Source organism: Polynucleobacter hirudinilacicola, from assembly GCF_002192535.1.
In the GTDB taxonomy this organism is placed as follows: domain Bacteria; phylum Pseudomonadota; class Gammaproteobacteria; order Burkholderiales; family Burkholderiaceae; genus Polynucleobacter; species Polynucleobacter hirudinilacicola.
This window is the reverse complement of record NZ_NAIA01000003.1, coordinates 649,015-666,735: the sequence shown is the minus strand read 5'-3', so window position 1 is coordinate 666,735 and position 17,721 is coordinate 649,015. Positions and strand designations below refer to the sequence as shown.

At 46.8% G+C, this 17,721-nt stretch carries 20 protein-coding genes; 2 read left to right on the top strand and 18 right to left on the bottom strand.

Annotated features, from left to right (window positions below; all coding sequences use genetic code 11):
• Positions 1-19: 19 nt before the first annotated feature.
• From soxX to B6A14_RS07425, 7 genes are all read right to left on the bottom strand, one after another.
• The gene (soxX, locus tag B6A14_RS07455; RefSeq protein WP_087909858.1) at positions 20-658 is read right to left on the bottom strand and encodes a sulfur oxidation c-type cytochrome SoxX; all 639 of its coding nucleotides are present in this window, start codon (positions 656-658) and stop codon (positions 20-22) included.
• 19 nt (positions 659-677) lie between these two features.
• Positions 678-1,493 carry a sulfur oxidation c-type cytochrome SoxA gene (gene soxA, locus B6A14_RS07450; RefSeq protein ID WP_087909857.1) on the bottom strand — a complete coding sequence of 272 codons (816 nt, stop codon included), beginning with the start codon at positions 1,491-1,493 and terminating at the stop codon, positions 678-680.
• 43 nt (positions 1,494-1,536) lie between these two features.
• Positions 1,537-1,845: a thiosulfate oxidation carrier complex protein SoxZ gene (soxZ, locus tag B6A14_RS07445; RefSeq protein ID WP_087909856.1), complete on the bottom strand. Its 309-nt coding sequence runs from the start codon at positions 1,843-1,845 to the stop codon at positions 1,537-1,539.
• Between the two features lie 54 nt (positions 1,846-1,899).
• Positions 1,900-2,352 (bottom strand): thiosulfate oxidation carrier protein SoxY, encoded by a 453-nt coding sequence (soxY, locus tag B6A14_RS07440; protein ID WP_087909855.1) that lies wholly within the window; start codon positions 2,350-2,352, stop codon positions 1,900-1,902.
• A gap of 67 nt (positions 2,353-2,419) precedes the next feature.
• Positions 2,420-3,508, bottom strand: a complete 1,089-nt coding sequence (locus B6A14_RS07435) for a c-type cytochrome (RefSeq protein ID WP_087909854.1) — start codon at positions 3,506-3,508, stop codon at positions 2,420-2,422.
• Positions 3,492-4,892 carry a sulfite dehydrogenase gene (gene soxC, locus B6A14_RS07430; protein ID WP_201721493.1) on the bottom strand — a complete coding sequence of 467 codons (1,401 nt, stop codon included), beginning with the start codon at positions 4,890-4,892 and terminating at the stop codon, positions 3,492-3,494. Before soxC ends, B6A14_RS07435 begins: the two co-directional genes overlap by 17 nt.
• 32 nt (positions 4,893-4,924) lie before the next feature.
• Entirely contained in the window at positions 4,925-5,260 is a 336-nt protein-coding gene (locus B6A14_RS07425; RefSeq protein WP_087909853.1) for an ArsR/SmtB family transcription factor, read from the bottom strand.
• Between the two features lie 113 nt (positions 5,261-5,373).
• On the opposite strand from B6A14_RS07425, the gene modB reads away from it, so the two are divergent.
• Together modB and B6A14_RS07415 are read left to right on the top strand one after the other, a co-directional pair.
• On the top strand, positions 5,374-6,021 hold the full coding sequence (gene modB / locus B6A14_RS07420) for a molybdate ABC transporter permease subunit (RefSeq protein ID WP_330831790.1): 648 nt from the start codon (positions 5,374-5,376) through the stop codon (positions 6,019-6,021).
• A complete protein-coding gene (locus tag B6A14_RS07415; protein ID WP_087909851.1) occupies positions 6,021-7,127 on the top strand; it encodes an ABC transporter ATP-binding protein in 1,107 nt (368 codons plus the stop codon). Before modB ends, B6A14_RS07415 begins: the two co-directional genes overlap by 1 nt.
• Here B6A14_RS07415 and B6A14_RS07410 read toward each other — a convergent pair.
• Genes B6A14_RS07410 through truA form a run of 11 tightly spaced genes read right to left on the bottom strand, consistent with a single transcriptional unit; the run spans position 7,117 to position 17,717 of the window.
• A complete protein-coding gene (locus tag B6A14_RS07410) occupies positions 7,117-7,734 on the bottom strand; it encodes a class I SAM-dependent methyltransferase (RefSeq protein ID WP_087909850.1) in 618 nt (205 codons plus the stop codon). The two genes, B6A14_RS07415 and B6A14_RS07410, sit on opposite strands and share 11 nt — an antisense overlap.
• A 22-nt stretch (positions 7,735-7,756) precedes the next feature.
• Positions 7,757-8,965: an O-succinylhomoserine sulfhydrylase gene (locus tag B6A14_RS07405; protein WP_087909849.1), complete on the bottom strand. Its 1,209-nt coding sequence runs from the start codon at positions 8,963-8,965 to the stop codon at positions 7,757-7,759.
• 60 nt (positions 8,966-9,025) lie between these two features.
• Entirely contained in the window at positions 9,026-10,564 is a 1,539-nt protein-coding gene (purF, locus tag B6A14_RS07400) for an amidophosphoribosyltransferase (protein WP_087909848.1), read from the bottom strand.
• A 4-nt stretch (positions 10,565-10,568) separates the two neighbouring features.
• Positions 10,569-11,135, bottom strand: coding sequence for a CvpA family protein (locus B6A14_RS07395; protein ID WP_087909847.1), 567 nt, complete (start codon positions 11,133-11,135; stop codon positions 10,569-10,571).
• Complete coding sequence (locus tag B6A14_RS07390; protein ID WP_087909846.1) at positions 11,135-11,935, bottom strand: SPOR domain-containing protein; 801 nt, start codon at positions 11,933-11,935, stop codon at positions 11,135-11,137. Before B6A14_RS07390 ends, B6A14_RS07395 begins: the two co-directional genes overlap by 1 nt.
• A gap of 3 nt (positions 11,936-11,938) precedes the next feature.
• Positions 11,939-13,264 carry a bifunctional tetrahydrofolate synthase/dihydrofolate synthase gene (gene folC, locus B6A14_RS07385; protein ID WP_201721492.1) on the bottom strand — a complete coding sequence of 442 codons (1,326 nt, stop codon included), beginning with the start codon at positions 13,262-13,264 and terminating at the stop codon, positions 11,939-11,941.
• A gap of 4 nt (positions 13,265-13,268) precedes the next feature.
• A complete protein-coding gene (accD, locus tag B6A14_RS07380) occupies positions 13,269-14,156 on the bottom strand; it encodes an acetyl-CoA carboxylase, carboxyltransferase subunit beta (RefSeq protein ID WP_087909845.1) in 888 nt (295 codons plus the stop codon).
• A gap of 5 nt (positions 14,157-14,161) precedes the next feature.
• Entirely contained in the window at positions 14,162-14,959 is a 798-nt protein-coding gene (gene trpA, locus B6A14_RS07375) for a tryptophan synthase subunit alpha (RefSeq protein WP_087909844.1), read from the bottom strand.
• 8 nt (positions 14,960-14,967) lie between these two features.
• On the bottom strand, positions 14,968-16,161 hold the full coding sequence (gene trpB, locus B6A14_RS07370; RefSeq protein WP_087909843.1) for a tryptophan synthase subunit beta: 1,194 nt from the start codon (positions 16,159-16,161) through the stop codon (positions 14,968-14,970).
• Positions 16,162-16,191: 30 nt separating this feature from the next.
• Positions 16,192-16,869 carry a phosphoribosylanthranilate isomerase gene (locus tag B6A14_RS07365; RefSeq protein ID WP_087909842.1) on the bottom strand — a complete coding sequence of 226 codons (678 nt, stop codon included), beginning with the start codon at positions 16,867-16,869 and terminating at the stop codon, positions 16,192-16,194.
• Between the two features lie 17 nt (positions 16,870-16,886).
• A complete protein-coding gene (gene truA, locus B6A14_RS07360) occupies positions 16,887-17,717 on the bottom strand; it encodes a tRNA pseudouridine(38-40) synthase TruA (RefSeq protein ID WP_087909841.1) in 831 nt (276 codons plus the stop codon).
• Between the last annotated feature and the right edge of the window lie 4 nt (positions 17,718-17,721).

Genomic DNA, 17,721 nt, shown 5'->3' with positions numbered 1-17,721 from the left:
TTATATTGCGTTTCTCTACTTACTGATTCACTGGAGAGGCAGGATCAAGCAATAAGGCCATGACATCCTGAATTTGCTGTTCATTCAAGAGTTTGAAGTGCGCAAATCGTGGCATATTGCTGCAAGCGTTATAAGCCTTGGAGTTATTAATGCGATTCCAGGTATAGGTCACCACTTCTTGTGAATAACCGCGTAATTTTCCGTAACCAGTCAATGAAGGACCGATATTTCCATAGGAGATTTCTTTTGCGTCAATCTGGTGACAGTTATAGCAACCGCCGCCAACGACAGCGTCAGCCTTGTCTGTCCAAGTTGCACCACGGCCACTTTGAGCAATCCTCTCGCCAGCCTTCCAGTCGCCAATATATTTTCCATCTGAAGGCTGCTTGATGGACTCCATATTGATTTTCTGAATCTTTTCGCGCATCTTTTCACCTTGCTTGCTACTAGCAAATACTGGATCAGAGCAAAACTTTTGGGTTGCATCCTGATTGATGCGATCTAAGCCAGCAATGCCCTCAGCTCTAAAGCTATCGGTCATCATCTTATTAAACTTTGGATCATTCTTTTGTTGAGCCACTGCTACGTTTTGCAATAAGCTTGAAGCAACAATGAATCCAGCAATAGTTAAGAGCTTTTTGATGTGTGTAGTTTTCATAATGTTCGTCTCTTATCTCTTAGCGCTTTAATCCAGGCGTTTCAACTGTTCCGCCATTGGCAGTCTTAGCCATATACATAGATAAAGCAATCGTTACATCTGAGCCATAGATTGGGAATGGGAAACGTTGTTGACGATAGCAATCATTCAAACGCTGTTGCATTGTCCAGAACTGACCGCTAGAAACGCGATACGCTGGCCAGTAGCCCCAGCCTAAGGCTGCGCCTTTTTGCTCTACCAGATTTGGTAGGTCTTGTAAGCGAATCCGTTTGCCATTTTCAGCATGGCAAGATGCGCAGGAGAAATCCATCGGGCCACCTTGGAAATAAAATGCGCGCTTACCAAGCTCATACATTTCTTTTTCTTTTGGATGATTGGTGCTCACCTTAATCTTGTCACCCTTAGATAGTGTGACTACGTAAGCAACAATAGCCTCCATATCCTTCTTAGCCCCCTTTTGAAAAGGAGCATCAATCATTTCCTGAGGATCACGGCCCTGTAGTGCTTGCATGCAGGTCATCAAACGCGATTCGAGATCTTGAACTTTATTGGTGTCCTTGAAGTAGCGCGGCAACTGAGCTGCTGCGCCCTTCACGACTCCAGGCCCAAGACCTAGATCACACTTCTCTAGAGTGGCATTTTTAGGGCCAGCTGGTTTTTTCCAGAGATCTTCACCAGCAGCTTCATAAAGCTCTGAAGGGTTTCCGTCTGCAATCATCTCGCGATATTTAGCAATATCGTCAGTTGCACTCTTTTGCGCATAAGACAATGAAGAAACTGACAACATCGTTGCCAGTAATCCTGAGGCTAAGCCCAAGGTATATTTACGCTGCATTTGTTACCCTTTCAGAACTATTTAGACGGTGAAGATGTTGGCATCAAGAAGCAGTTGCTTCGTCGGTGCGCTTATCACCCTTGCTATCTACCCAGCTCACTACAATCTTGTCGCCTTTAGCGCCTTTGTATTTGAAATTCAAAAATGGATCCTTAGAAACTGCTGGACCAAATTGACCATTCAATACATCTTTGCCATTAGCTTTGACATTAATCGTGCTGATGAACCATGCTGGAATGGTTTTGCCAGCAGCATCTTTGCGCTGACCAGATTCCATATCGTGCTTCATCAAAATCTTTACATCCACAATTCCACCGTTCTCAGCAGCTCTAACGCGCATTGGATCAGCCATGTTTTCCTCTTGTAATCTAGTAATTAATTAATGGTATTCAGATGAATTGGGGGGTTAACCGCCGCAACCACCCAAGGTAACTTTCACTTCCTTGACGGACATGCTCCATTTGCCATCGGCTTTTACCAAGGCGTATACATTGGAGGTCTGACCCATTTTGATACGTGTGGTAACGAACGGCTCTGTGCCTGCAGGAATAAAGAATTGAGCAGCTAATGCGCTTGGATTTTTCTCAACCAAAATTGCCATTTGCTCTGCTTTAAGAGTGGTAGTAATTCCAACTGGAACTACAGCACCATTCTCTGCAATATCAGGAGCGTTCAAAGTAACGGCGCCAGATTTATCAGGGGTACCAGCACCCAAGACCTTAAACACATCATCAAGGCTCTTGCCTTCAAAAGCGGCTTTATTCCACTCTTGAGCTTGGGCTACGCTAATGAGACCCGCAGAAGCCATTAAGCCGAAAACGGCTGAATATTTCAATAAACTGCGTCGCTGCTGATTCATAAAAACTCCTTTAATAATCTACTCTTAGTATCAAATATAGCGGTATTTCAAAAAACCTTCTGTAAATCTACTGTCCAGTAAGCATCCAGCGCACTAGAGTTGCCCTATCCTCATCCGATAGCTGTGCCTGTGGCGGCATTGGAATGGCTCCCCATACCCCCGAGCCACCATTTTTGACCTTAGCCATGAGCTTTTCTTGAGCCCCGCTTTGGCCTTTGTACTTATTGGCAATATCGGCAATGGACGGACCCACCAACTTGGCATTAGGAGCATGACATGCTGAGCAGTTCTCATTCTTAAATAATGCTGCAGGGCCCTTAGTGGTGGGCGCATGAGTATCAGCAGCATGCGCCAAACCCTCACCCGATGAGCCAGGCAACTTTGCTATTGGTGGCTTAGTTGAATCCGATCCACGATAAGGGCCATAGAGGCGATTTTGCTCTGCAATATTGCCGTGGGCATTTCTTGCGAAATCAGGTAATTCAGATCCAATTTGCACAAACTTGACGCAATTGTTCATACAAGAGGAGCCGTTGACATCCGGCTTGCCATTAATACTCCAAAAACCGTGGTTTCGAGTCATGCCATTACGGTTGGGCATCTTCTTTTGAACTTCTGCAATATTGGTATTGCTCAAAACAAAATCATCTGGAACGATTTCGCCCAAGCTTAAGATAAATGCAACAATGGCGTAGGTATCATCCGGCGTTAATGATCTTGGAGCATTCCAAGGCATTGCGCGATAAATGTAGTCCCATAATGTTGAAACCGTGGGAACCTTCATCAAGGTAGTGCGCTGAGGCTGCTTACGATCCGCCAAAGAAGCAACCCTTCCCGTCTTGACATCATCAACCGTTGTACCGCCGGCAATCGGAGTGAAAATTTCATTGGACTCACCAAAAACACCATGACAACTGGCGCATTTAGATTCCCAAATCACCTGACCTTGCGCAACAGAGCCAGATCCCTTTGGCAATCCTTTGAAGTCTGGGCGCACATCGATATCCCAAGCAATCACCTCAGCAGGTGTTGCGTTACGCCCAATGCCAGGAAACTTCGTAGACCCCTGAGTACTTTGCGCATAAGCCAACTGTGTGCAGAGTACTGCTAAAACTACAAGTGCTAAGCGAGCAAATAAGTTATCCGACTTGTACATTGCTCACCTCGCCGTTTGAATCCAATTTCCAAGACTGAATCGCATTGTTGTGATAAATCGAACGATTACCTCGAACATCACGTAGCATCTTGATGGATGGCTGAATATAGCCAGTGTCATCAATCGCCCTAGACTGCAATATTGCGGGCGATCCATCCCATACCCAATCAATATTGAAACGGGTAATCGATTTTGTGAGAACTGGCGTCTCTAAGCGGGCTGTTCGCCAGTTATTGCCACCATCAAACGAAACATCAACGCGCTTAATCTTGCCGCGACCAGACCAGGCCATACCGCTCACGTTGTAGAAGCCTTTATCAAGCAATTGCTGACCGCCTGAGGGTGTGGTGATGACAGATTTACATTCTTGGATAGATGCGTATTGACGATGCATGCCATCAGGCATCAATTCAATATAGTGAACAGCCTCGTCTTTAGTGTTCCAAGGCATATCGCCCACTTCTAGACGACGTAACCACTTCACCCAGCTAACGCCTTGCACGCCTGGAACGACTAGACGCAATGGAAAGCCATTTTCTGGGCGCAGCATCTCACCATTCATGCCCCAAGCCACAATCGTATCCTCAAGACAGGCCTCGAGATTAATAGTACGAGTCATCCCAGAACCATCGCCACCTTCAGCCAGTAGAAACTTTCCTTTTTTCAGATCAGCGCCACATTCTTGTAGCAAGACTTTGAGAGGTACGCCAGTAAATTCACAGCAAGACAACATGCCGTGGGTATATTGCACTGTTGGTACGGCAACGTTGCCCCACTCTAAACCCGTATTGGCACCACACTCAATAAAGTGTGTACGCGAGACCGATGGCAGTCTCATGAGGTCGTTCATCGTGAAAACGCGAGCATTTTTTACCAAACCATTGATCATCAAACGATGCGTTTCTGGATTAAGGTTGTACCAACCTTGGTGATGGCGCTCGAAATGCAAACCATTTGGAGTAATCGTGCCAAATAAACCTTGCAGAGGAGTAAATGCAACTGAGGCTGCAGACACGCGTGTTAAACCCGGAGATTCACGGCGAATTAAGTTCGCCTCATAGATTGATGGAACGCCGTAAGGCATTGTGGCAACGTTTTTACCTAAAGTGGTTTGCCACTCTTGTTTTTCCAAAATTGCTGGATCACCCTCACCGGCAGCAAAAGCCATGGGAGCTGCTAAGCCAGCTGCAGCGCCGCCTAAGGCAGAAAAGAATCCCTTACGTAAAAAGCCACGACGCGTCTCATCAAGACCATTGGCATTAATGTCAGCAATTAGCTCTTGAGAGATAAAGTGCTCTGGCGCTTTCACAAGGCGAACTCCATTGGCGGGCTTCTCAATCGCTGAGATATCCTGTGCGCTCAATTCAATTTGCTTCTTCGTCATTTGACCTCTACGTCAGAATAAATACTTTGTCATTAATGAATACCTTCAGCAATCTTCGCGCAGACTGTCTGACACATCTCTACCGTTGCGTTATCAGCAATCGAGTAATAAACGGTGACACCCTCTTTACGTCTAAGCAAAATGCCAGCCTGATGAAGTGCTAAAAGATGTCTGGATACATTTGCCTGACTAGTGCCGCACATCTCTACCACCTCTGATACTGACTTTTCACCCGAGCATACGGCATACATGATGCGCAAACGTGCTGGCTCAGAGAGAACGTTGAAATAAGCCGCCACCTGAAAAAACACTTTCTCCATCTGCTTGGGAGTTAAGTTTTTCGTCGCTTTTTGAACCTTAGCTTTCATGTGGACTATCTATATCAATATATGCGTATAAACGAATATTTAACCTACATTCAAGATCGTTTTATATAGAGAGATACCCTAGGGACATCAGCAGATACAATCAAATCATGGATATGGATGCCATTCTTCTCTCATTAAAGCTTGCTTTGTGGACTCTCGTCCTTATCCTTCCTTTTGGGGTCTGGGTGGCCCATTCCCTGCAAAAAGCGGGTAAAGGTAAATCCTGGATAGAGGCTGGCTTAGCACTACCCCTCGTTCTACCCCCTACGGTTTTGGGCTACTACCTTCTGGTTGGCTTGGGCGGCAAAAGCTTTTTGGGTGTTCCGCTAGTATTTTCATTTACGGGCATTCTTATTGCCTCCCTCATCGTCAATTTGCCGTTTGCCATACAGCCAATACAGCGGGCTTTTGAAGCAATCAATCCAGAAATTATTGAAGCTGCTCAAGTAAGCGGGTTATCGAATTGGCAGATCTTTCGTTTGATTGAATTGCCATTGGCCTGGCGTGGCATTACTAGCGCAGCAGTGCTGACCTTTGCCCATACCCTCGGTGAATTCGGAGTAGTTCTCATGGTGGGTGGTGCAATACCAGGAGAAACCAAAACAGTATCGATTGCTATTTATGACAAGGTACAAAGTTTTGATACTGCTGGAGCTGGGGCGCTTGCTCTACTGCTGCTCGGCATATCCTTGATAGCAATTGCAGTGTCCTATGGGGTCTTTGGTCAAAATCCATCTCGCAGGAAAGGCCGGAGAGCCTAATGCTAAAAATTAAAGTTTCGCAAACACTGCCAAATCCCCTGCAAATCAATATTGAATGTGCTCCAGGACAATTACATGCTTTGGTGGGCCCATCAGGAAGTGGAAAAACATCTGTTTTACGAACCATTGCAGGCCTGAGCAATGCCAGCCTTGGAAAGATTGAGTGTGACAATCAAATTTGGTTTGAGGCCAATGATTTACAAGGCACCGCAACATCACTCTCCCCAGCAGAACGCTCTTGTGGATTCTTATTCCAGCAATATGCACTCTTTCCGCATTTAACTGCTCTTGAAAACATCTGCATTCCTCTGCAAAACTCTGGACATGAACTTGCAATGCGCCAAACCATCGCAACGGATTGGTTAAATCACATGGGAATTGCAGAACTTGCGCAGCGTATGCCTCATCAACTTTCAGGCGGGCAACAGCAACGTGTCGCGCTGGCGAGGGCCCTTGTAAAAAAGCCTAATGCCTTGCTGCTTGATGAACCATTTTCAGCCATTGATGCGCCTACACGCCAAAGTCTTTACAAAATTCTGGCGGAGCTGCGTAAGGATCTCAATATTCCCATTCTGCTGGTGACACATGATTTGCGCGAAGCCGACCTATTAGCTGATCACATTACCGTTATAGACCAAGGCATTGGCTTGCAAACTGCAGCCCCACAGGTTCTCTTTCAGAAACCGAGAAACTCAAGAGTTGCAGAGCTTGTTGGTATCAACAATATGTTTGAAGGTGTTTTTAAAGCTGGGAAGTTGAGCTGGAATAACAGCAGTCATGTGTTTGAAGTACTTGATAAGGGCAAAATTCCACCGGATACTCCGGTTGCCTGGGTGGTGCCCGCCGATGGATTAACTCTGCACCACAGTCAAGTGGCTGGCAGCATTCAGGCTATGGTTCAGCAAATTAGTACCTTAGGTCAAATTGCAGTAGTTCAACTACTTACAAATGATGGTGGCCATAAAATCACCTGGGAAGCCTCTGCAGCAGAATTGAAAAGGCTGGAATTAGAGGTAGGCAAAAACACTCATGTAGAAATTGATGGCAACAAAATTCATATCATGCCGCTGCGCCCCATTAACGATCCACGTCGCTTTACTTCTTAGCCACCAGACCTAATAAAGCAGACATGCCGGCATGTCTTGCACCTTCATTCAGCTCTTTTTCATAGCAACATAAATCCAATACTTGGAATTGCTTAGCTAGATCCTGAATAAGCTCTTCCGTATAGAGGTGCTCTATTAAGGATGGTCCGCCTGTTTTATAAACCAGCTGCTTTGGCGTATAGCCCTGCAATATGAAGATACCGCCTGGCTTCAGAGCCTTATGGGTTTGCTGAAAGATACGCTCTCGCATCGAGGGATCAGCAAACTGAATAAAGATTCCAATCACAGCGTCGTATGTGTTGTCTTGCCAATCAAAGCTATCGGTATCTGAAAATGAATATTCAATGTCAACCTGATTCTCTTGCGCAAACTGCTTGGCTTTAGCGAGCGCAATATCCGATGCGTCAAAGCCAACAACTTGCATCCCTTGTTTGGCCAACCACACGCCATTACGCCCTTCACCATCAGCAATACAAAGTACCTTACTGCCTGGCTTTAAGTATTTTTGAGTTTGCTCAACAAGATATTCATTGGGCTCTTTGCCAAAGATGAACTCTGCCTTATTAAAACGTTCATTCCAGAACTGGGTTGCGTCAGAAAAGCCCATAGGTCGGCTTTGGTGGACTTGATTATTTTTTGAGTCCGCCAACGAGGTCGCTCTTGAGGTCGTTGATATTTTCAAGGCCAACCGCAATACGTACCAAGCCATCGGTGATGCCAGCTGCTTTTCTAGCTTCAGGCGTTACCCGGCAATGGGTAGTCGTCGCTGGATGAGTAATCGTTGTGCGTGTATCACCCAAGTTTGCGGTAATTGAGCACAACTTGGTTTGGTTAATCAGCTTGAAGGCAGCCTTTTTGCCGCCCTTCAATGTGAAGGACACAATTGCACCACCCGCTTTTTGCTGACGTTTTGCTAAAGCATGCTGAGGATGGGATGTTAGACCTGGATGATAAACACGTTCAACTCCAGGCTGCTTCTCTAGCCACTGGGCTAAGGCGAGCGCATTTTGACTCTGTTGCTTCATGCGAAGCTCTAAAGTCTCCAAACCTTTTAGGAATACCCAAGCATTAAAGGCAGAGAGGGTTGGGCCTGCAGTGCGCACGTATGGGAATACTTTGCCCATGATGAAATCTTTACTACCTACAATCGCACCACCAACCACTCTACCTTGGCCATCTAAATACTTAGTCGCCGAATGAATCACGACATCGGCACCCAAAGCCAAAGGCTTTTGTAGAGCTGGCGTACAGAAACAATTATCTACCGCAAACAAAGCTTTCGCTTTCTGGGCAATCTTCGAAATCGCTTTGATATCGGCAATCTCAGTCAGTGGATTAGATGGGGTTTCCAAATAAAACAGCTTGGTGTTTGGTTGAACAGCGGCCTGCCATGACTTGGTATCAGCCAAATCAACATAGGTCGTTGTAATACCAAAGCGACCCAAGATATTAGTAAACAATTGAACAGTCGCACCAAACACAGAGCGCGAGCAAACCACATGATCACCTGCTTGTAAGTGGGCCATTGCCATTGTCAAAATAGCGGACATACCCGAAGCAGTTGCAATACAGGCTTCACCGCCCTCTAAGGCAGCCAAGCGATCTTGAAACATGCTGACCGTTGGATTGGTAAAGCGAGAGTAGATAAAACCTTGGTCCGCATGAGCAAAACCATCAGCGGCTAATTCTGCGCTATCAAAACAAAAACTTGAAGTCAAAAACATCGCTTCTGAATGCTCTTGATATTCAGCTGTGCGACGAGTACCAGCACGGACCGCTAAGGTTTCGAGTGCCAGCTTAGAAAAATCTGGTTTTTTGCGTGTGGTTTTGCTTTTCATAATGCTATTTTGACACCGAATTGAAGAATTGCCTCGTGGAAGGCAAATTCTTGTCGCTTTTTAGTCTTCGGTGGCTAAATGCAGATGAAGCTGGGAGCGGGCAAAGTCGCTCGAATCGCGCTGACGATCTGCTTTTGCAGCCGAGGTATTTCTGGCGGCCTCTAAGGCATCCAGGTAAGACTCGGTGATATCGCCAGTAACGTAATGCCCATCAAAACAAGAGGCTTCAAATTGATGAATAGCAGGATTAATATCGCGAACCGCCTGCTTCATATCCTCAACGCTTTGATAGATTAATTGGTCTGCACCAATCATCTTGTTAATTTCATCATCGGTTCGGCCATAAGCAACCAACTCGCTACGCGTTGGCATATCAATACCGTATACGTTCGGAAAACGTACCGGAGGCGCTGCTGATGCAAAGATCACTTTTTTGGCGCCAGACTCACGAGCCATTTGCACAATCTCAAATGAGGTGGTGCCTCGTACGATAGAGTCATCCACAATCAATACTGTTTTGTCTTTAAATTCAATGCGCATTGCATTGAGCTTTTGGCGTACAGATTTCTTGCGAACAGCTTGGCCTGGCATGATAAAGGTACGGCCGATGTAGCGGTTCTTAAAGAAGCCTTCGCGATAATCAACGCCTAAATTTTTCGCTACTTGCATTGCTGCAGGACGACTTGAATCCGGAATCGGCATAACGACATCGATCTCATCGACATTTGTTTCTTTGCGAATCTTCTCAGCTAAGTAATCACCCATCCGCATACGCACGTTATAAACCGTCACTCCATCGATCGTAGAGTCTGGACGCGCCATGTAGACATACTCAAAGATGCAAGGTGTGAGTACGGCATTGGGTACGCATTGACGTGAGTAGAAGTTACCATCTAAATCGATATAAATCGCTTCACCAGGATTGACATCGCGGACAAAAGTAAAGCCCAGACCTTCCAGCGCTACTGACTCTGATGTCACCATCCATTCAGGACCTTGCGGTGTATCAATACGACCAATACACAGAGGACGAATACCAAATGGATCGCGGAAGGCTAATAAACCATAACCAGCAATGAGAGATACCACCGCATAAGAACCTTTTACGCGGGCCGTCACTCCAGTCACTGCATTAAACATAGCGCCCTCATCTAAGGCAACGCTATTGGTTTCTTTTTGGAGCTCGTCCGCTAGGACGTTTAGTAGCACCTCAGTATCGGAACTAGTATTAATGTGGCGGCGATCACGGTAAGCCATTTCAACACGTAGGCTTGGTGCATTTGTCAGGTTACCGTTGTGAGCTAAAACAATTCCGTATGGTGCGCTGACGTAAAAAGGTTGCGCCTCTTCTTCGCTACTTGCTGAACCAGCGGTTGGATAACGAACCTGACCGATACCAGCATTACCTACTAAGCTACGCATATTGCGCGTTCTAAATACGTCGCGTACAAGACCGTTAGCCTTGTGCATCGTGAACGAATTACCGTTCATGGTTGCGATACCAGCCGCATCTTGTCCGCGGTGTTGCAGGAGCAACAATGCGTCATAGAGAAGTTGATTGACTGGTGAGTGGGAAATAGTTCCGACGACGCCGCACATATCTCTAGATTCCTATTGTTAATTTAGGAGTAATGGTAGGTGTTACTTTGGGCATTGCCTCACCCAATTGCTTAGCCCAGTCAGCTGGCAGCCAACCTTTAATTAAACCGGTTGCCATATCCATAGCAGGTCTTGTAATGGCCTCTTTCCAGGCCACACTTTGCGTAATTGGCGTTAATGCTGCCAGAGTTGCCAAGATCACAACAACTAAAGCGCCGCGCGCCAAACCAAACACTAGACCCAAGAATCGATCTGTCAAACTCAAGCCCGCTGACAAGATAATTTTTTGCACTACCCCGCCGCACAATCCACAAACAATCAGCGTCAGTATGAAGAGAATCAAAAAACTCAAACCTAGACTGAGTAATTCATCTAGATGAAATGTTGAGAGCCATTCTGTAGAAAGATAATTTGCATAGTGATAAGCAACCCATGCGGCCACAAACCAAGATACTAACGCGAGCACTTCTTTAAAAAGGCCGCGAGAGATGCCCACCAAAGCAGATACTAAGAGCACAACTAGGGTGAAGTAATCCACCGATGTTAGCTTTAAGGTGGATAAGTATTCCATTACTGCTTACCTGTCTCGACGAGTCTTGGCGAGAGACCCATCGCCTTAATTTTCTTCTCTGCTGCTTCTGCAGCATCTTTATCGGTATAGGGTCCAGCCCGTAAAACATAGAGTTTGACGCCATCCGTACCAGTCTTATTTAAGACATAGTTTGGAATCTTTTGATCTTTGAGTTTTGCGATCCAACCTTTGGCACGCTCTTCAGAAGCAAAGGCGCCAATCTGAATGACATACTTTCCTGAACCATTTGTGGAGCCGTTGTCCGAATTGGTATTTGCAAGCTTGGTGGCGTCATCCACTTTAGGCTTGGCATTATTGGCAACGATGACCTCCTCACCAGCAGCCAATCCTAATCCAGACGCTTTATTCGGTGCAGGTGGTGGCTTAACTTCAGCCTTCACTTCCGGTTTTGGTTCTGGAGCAGCAACCACTTTGGGGGCTTCTTTTACTGGTTCAGGCGCCACCTCTGCTTTAGGCCTCTCTTCAGGCTTTGCTTCTGTTCCAGGAATTGGCAGACTAGTAACAATGTTGACAGCAATATCGTTAGGTGAAGATTTCGGTTTGTTGTCCAAAACACGCGGCAGGCCAACTACCGCGATGAGGACTAATACGGCAGCACCAATCAATCGATGGCGTGCTCTTTGTTGTTCTGGATCTTCTGTGAGAGCGAGTTCTTCTGCTTCAGCAGCGCGCTGGAAACTGCGGGGGGCAGCGCGTTTAGCGGAGCGCCTCCCTACTGAACCTAATTCAAGGTCATCAGCCTGTGTTTTTCGCTTAAAGAAGCTCGGTAAACGAATCATGGATCAATGGGCCTGGTTGTTTCGGTAAGTCATTACGCCTGCAACGGTATAGAAGGATCCGAAGGTCACAATTCTATCACCCTCACCCGCTTTTGATAGGGCTTTTTGATAGGCTGCAGCAGGATCCGGAAAGCATTCAATACCGCCATCAGCCCCGTTTTGAGGCCTTACGCCCGCGGCCTCAAGCCTCTTTGCGAGCGCCAAGGCGCTAGCTGCCCTCGGGGTCGGTAAATCCGTACAAAACCAGAAATCCACAATATCCAACAAGGGCTTAATCACCCCATCAATATCCTTGTCCGCCATGGCTCCAAAGATGGCATAGGTGTAAGGGTGGTAACCCATTTTCTCTAGGCCTTGACCCAAGGTAGCTGCCGCATGCGGGTTGTGGGCCACATCTAGCACTACGGTTGGCTGTCCTGGTAACACCTGAAAGCGGCCAGGCAACTCAACCAAGGCGAAGCCATTGCGAATATCTTGAGCGCTCACGGGCAAGCGCTGATGAAGTGCCATCAAAGCAGCAATCACTGCCGAGGCATTGAGAATTTGATTAGCGCCGCGTAATGCAGGATAACCAAGACCGCTAAAACGCCTCTTGCGACCAGCCCAACCCCACTGCTGTTTATCGCCTTGGAAGTTATAGTCGCGTCCCTGCAACCAAAGATCACAGCCAAGTTCTTGGGCATAGTCAATTAAAGACTGAGGTGGGACAGGATCACCACACACTGCAATATGTCCGGGGCGGAAAATGCCAGCCTTCTCCCGACCAATCGCTTCTCGGGTTCCACCTAAGAAATCTACGTGATCAATATCAATACTAGTCACGATGGCGCAATCGGCATCCACAATATTGACAGCATCCAAGCGACCACCCATACCAACTTCTAGCACTACTGCATCTAAATTAGCTTTAGAGAACAGATGCATGATGGCTAAAGTGGTGAACTCAAAATACGTTAGCGTTGGGGCATCCACCAAACTCACGCGCGCATTTTCAACAGCGGTGAAATGCTCCAACAAAAGGTTATCACTAACCTCTTGTCCATTTACACGAGCACGCTCGTTAAATTTTAGTAAATGTGGTGAAGTGTGACAGCCAACTCGGTAGCCAGAAGCTAACAAAATACTCTCGAGATAGGCGCAAGTGGAGCCCTTGCCATTAGTCCCAGCAACGGTAATTACTGGGCAATCAAACTGAAGACCTAATGCGGCTTTAACCCGATTAATACGCTCAAGCCCCATATCGATACCAACCGGGTGGGCTGTTTCGAGGTGACTAAGCCAAGCCTCTAGGCTAGAAAAAAGAATCGGAGATTGATGTGCTGTGCTCAAGCGCTTAAACGGCTGCGCTACCCGCAATCGCAGGCTCTGGAAGTTTTTGCAAGAGCGCCAATAATCGCGCAATCTCACCACGCATTTGGCGACGGTCAACAATCATGTCGATACCACCCTTTTGCATTAAGAACTCAGAACGCTGAAATCCTTCTGGTAATTTTTCACGAACCGTTTGTTCAATGACGCGTGGACCAGCAAAACCAATCAAGGCTTTTGGTTCAGCCATCACCACATCGCCCATGAAGGCGAAACTAGCAGAGATACCGCCCATAGTCGGATCAGTTAATACGCTGATATAGGGCAAGCCTTTTTTAGACAGCAGGGTCAACATTGAGTTGGTCTTTGCCATCTGAAATAAAGATAACAAACTCTCTTGCATACGCGCACCACCGGTAGCAGTGACACAGATGAAGGCGCATTTCTTATCAATCGCTTCTTGAGCTCCACGGGCAAAGCGCTCCCCTACTACAGAACCCATCGAACCGCCCATGTACTGGAATTCAAAGCAAGCAACTACTACTGGAATAGCTTCAATCTTTCCGCCCATCACAATTAAAGCTTCTGATTCACCAGAGGCATCGTTTGCTTCTTTGATACGGTCTGGATATTTTTTGGAATCTTTAAATTTCAGTGGATCAGTTGGATAGATATCTGCGCCGATTTCATAACGGCCTTTTGAATCGAGCAAGTTATCTAAACGCTGACGCGCTCCAATACGCATGTGATGACTGCATTTTGGACATACCGAAAGGTTCGCTTCGATATCTGTGCTGTAGAGAACCGTTTCACAGCTCGGGCACTTAACCCACAGCCCTTCAGGCACTGATTTGCGATTTGCAGGATCAGTATGTTGAATTTGGGGTGGGAGTAATTTATCTATCCAGCTCATTAGTTTTAACTATCCAATGCGTCGCGAATTTCACGAATGAAGGTTTCCAATGATTGTACTGCCTGCCCAGGGGGTGCATCCTCCAAAAGGCGAATAATACGGCTGCCAATCACCACAGCATCAGCGCTTTGGGATACTGCCTTAGCACTAGCAGCATCGCTAATCCCAAAGCCAACCGCGATTGGAATATCGGTCTCCTCGCGGATCTTAGGAATAATGCTGGCCACATCTTGCGTATTGAGGTGAGATGCACCTGTAACTCCCCGCATAGAAACGTAATAAATATAACCTGAAGCAATTTTGGCAGCCTCTTGAATACGCTCATGTGATGAGGTTGGCGCCAATAAGAAAATAGGATCAATGCCTGCAACGCGCATACATGCAGCAAAATCAACACACTCTTCAGGCGGGTAATCTACTATCAGCACGCCATCAACACCAGCAGCTTTTGCTTCGGTTGCAAAACGCTCTGCTCCCATTTGCTCGACAGGATTTGCATAGCCCATTAAGACAACTGGTGTGTTGGCATCTTTCTTGCGAAACTCTTTAACCATCTCTAAGCAACCATGCAATGTCACGCCGTGCGTTAATGCGCGCTCTGATGATCTCTGAATTACTGGACCATCAGCCATTGGATCTGAGAAAGGCACGCCTAACTCAATCACACTTGAGCCGCCGCGTACTAATGCATGCATTAACTCAACTGTCTGCTTTGGGTCTGGATCGCCCGCAGTAATAAAAGGAATTAATCCTTTTTTGCCCGATGCTTTTAACTCTTTAAAGAGCGCTGTAATTTTTGACATCGTTTTTCTTAACCTTCAGAACCGGTTGCTTGGGCAACAGTATGCATATCCTTATCGCCACGACCTGACAGATTAACTAGTATGGTTTTATCTTTTGGCAAGGTCTTTGCTAGTTTGCAAGCATAAGCAATCGCGTGTGAAGACTCCAGCGCAGGAATGATGCCTTCAATTTGGCAGCAATCATGGAATGCCTTTAAGGCTTCCTCATCCGTAATAGCCACGTAGTCAGCACGACCAGAGTCTTTTAACCAAGCATGCTCAGGGCCAACACCTGGATAGTCCATACCAGCTGATACAGAGTGGGTTTCTGAAATCTGACCATTTTCATCTTGCAATAAGTAAGTGCGATTACCATGCAATACGCCTGGCTTACCAACACAGAGTGCAGCTGAATGTAAGCCGCTACCAAGTCCATGACCTGCTGCCTCAACACCAACGAGTTTCACTTCAGGGAAATCAATATACGGATAGAAAATACCCATCGCGTTTGAGCCACCGCCAACACAAGCTAAAACATAATCAGGCTGTCGTCCAGTCATCTCTGGCATTTGTACTTTGCACTCTTCACCGATCACGCTCTGAAAATCACGCACCATCATTGGGTAAGGATGTGGTCCAGCCACAGTGCCAATAATGTAAAAAGTATTTTCTACATTGGTAACCCAATCGCGCATCGCTTCATTGAGCGCATCTTTTAATGTCTTAGTGCCTGACTCCACAGGAACCACTTTGGCACCGAGCAATTTCATCCGAAAGACGTTTTGTGCTTGACGGGCTACGTCTACAGAGCCTTGATAAACCGTGCAGTCTAGACCAAAGCGGGCACAAATAGTTGCTGTAGCAACGCCGTGCTGACCCGCTCCCGTCTCAGCAATGATGCGTGGCTTGCCCATGCGCTTAGCCAACATGGCTTGGCCAATCACGTTATTAATCTTGTGCGCGCCAGTGTGGTTTAAATCTTCACGCTTGAGGTAAATCTGTGCGCCACCCAGCATTTCGCTCCAACGCTTGGCGTGATAAACCGGGGATGGTCTACCGACAAAGTGTTTGAGTTCGTAATGAAACTCTTCAATAAATTCCGGATCGTTTTGATACTTTGCATAAGCCTCTTTGAGCTCATCTAATGCAAACATCAATGTCTCAGAAACAAACACACCGCCATAAGGACCGAAGTGTCCTCGTGCATCTGGCTTGTCGTACATAGCTACCTCTTTTGATTTATCTACAGCAAATTATTGGGATGATGATTTCTCATCTGCTGCGCGCACTGCTTTAACAAATTGAGCCATGAGCGCAGGATCCTTGACACCCCTGCTGCTCTCAACGCCACTAGAGACGTCAACCGCGCAAGGATGCAGACGAGCTATCGCCTCGCCCACGTTGTGCGTGTTCAATCCACCACTCAAAACGACCCGAGGCGCGTTTTCGCTTACCCATGTCTGTGGAATTCCTTGCCAATCAAAAGGAACGCCTCCGCCACCATAACCCTCGACGAGGGCATCCAGCAGAAAAGCGTTTGCTTGCCTATATTGTAGGGAAAAATCACTAAATGCGAAGTCCTGCCCCACTCGGGCGGCTTTCATCCAAGGTTGGCCATCTGCTAGCTCCAAACAGCGTTCTGGAGTCTCATCTCCATGAAACTGCCATAAAGTGATTGGGGCAGCTGCCTTAATTGCGGCAAACTCCTCATCCGTAGCGTTTACGACCAGTCCCACCGCGTCTACCCCTGCTGGAAGCCTAGAAATAAGCTGTGCAGCCACATTTGGGGTAACCGCACGCACACTGGGGGGATAAAAAACGAATCCGACCGCATCGACCCCTGCAGCAACGGCCGCATCAATATCTGCTGAGGTCTTTAAACCGCAGATTTTGACTCTGGTTCGCCCAGCTGAGTATGTCAATAAGCCCATAAATGAATGATAAGGCCTTAGGGCTTTGTGATTTGGGAGGGCAACCAGGAGTTTTCTAGCCAGGGAGCTGGAATACCAAATTCTTCTGGGTAAGTAATTTTGGCCAAATACAGACCATCAGGCATAAATGTGGGCGCCGCAACTTTGCGATCTTTAGCCGCTAAAACTTCTGCCATCCATTCTGGTTTTTGCCGACCCTGCCCGATTTGTAGAAAACATCCCACTAAATTACGCACCATATGGTGCAAGAAAGCATTACCGCGAATTTTGAAATACACCCATGGCTCTTGGGAAATAATTTCAACTGAGTACATGGTCTTTACAGGTGTCTTGCTCTGACATTCGGATGATCTAAAGGAGCTAAAGTCTTGTTCGCCAATCAAACACTGGGCTGATTTTTTCATACCCTCAATGTCTAAGTACTTATTTGGTGGCAGCAAGAGATAACCCGCGCGGCTATGGACCATCGGTGATCGACAAGGCCCTGCATGTAGCGCATAAATATAAGTGCGTTCAAATGCGGAGAAACGCGCACTAAATTCTTCTGGAACTTGTTTAGCCCAATTCACGACAATCGAGGACGGTAAAAATGAATTCACTCCCCTCACCCATGAGAAATCTTCTCGCTCAATATGGGTATCAAAATGAATAACCTGCCCTAAAGCATGAACACCAGCATCGGTTCTGCCAGCAGTAATCGTTTTAATTGGAGAATCTTTGCAGGCATCGCCAATAAAGGCTGAAATTGCACTCTCCAGCTCATCTTGCACCGAATGTTGATTTACCTGTGTTTGCCAACCAGAGTATGGGCTGCCATCATATTGCAAGCCAAGGGCTATACGCATCACGGGA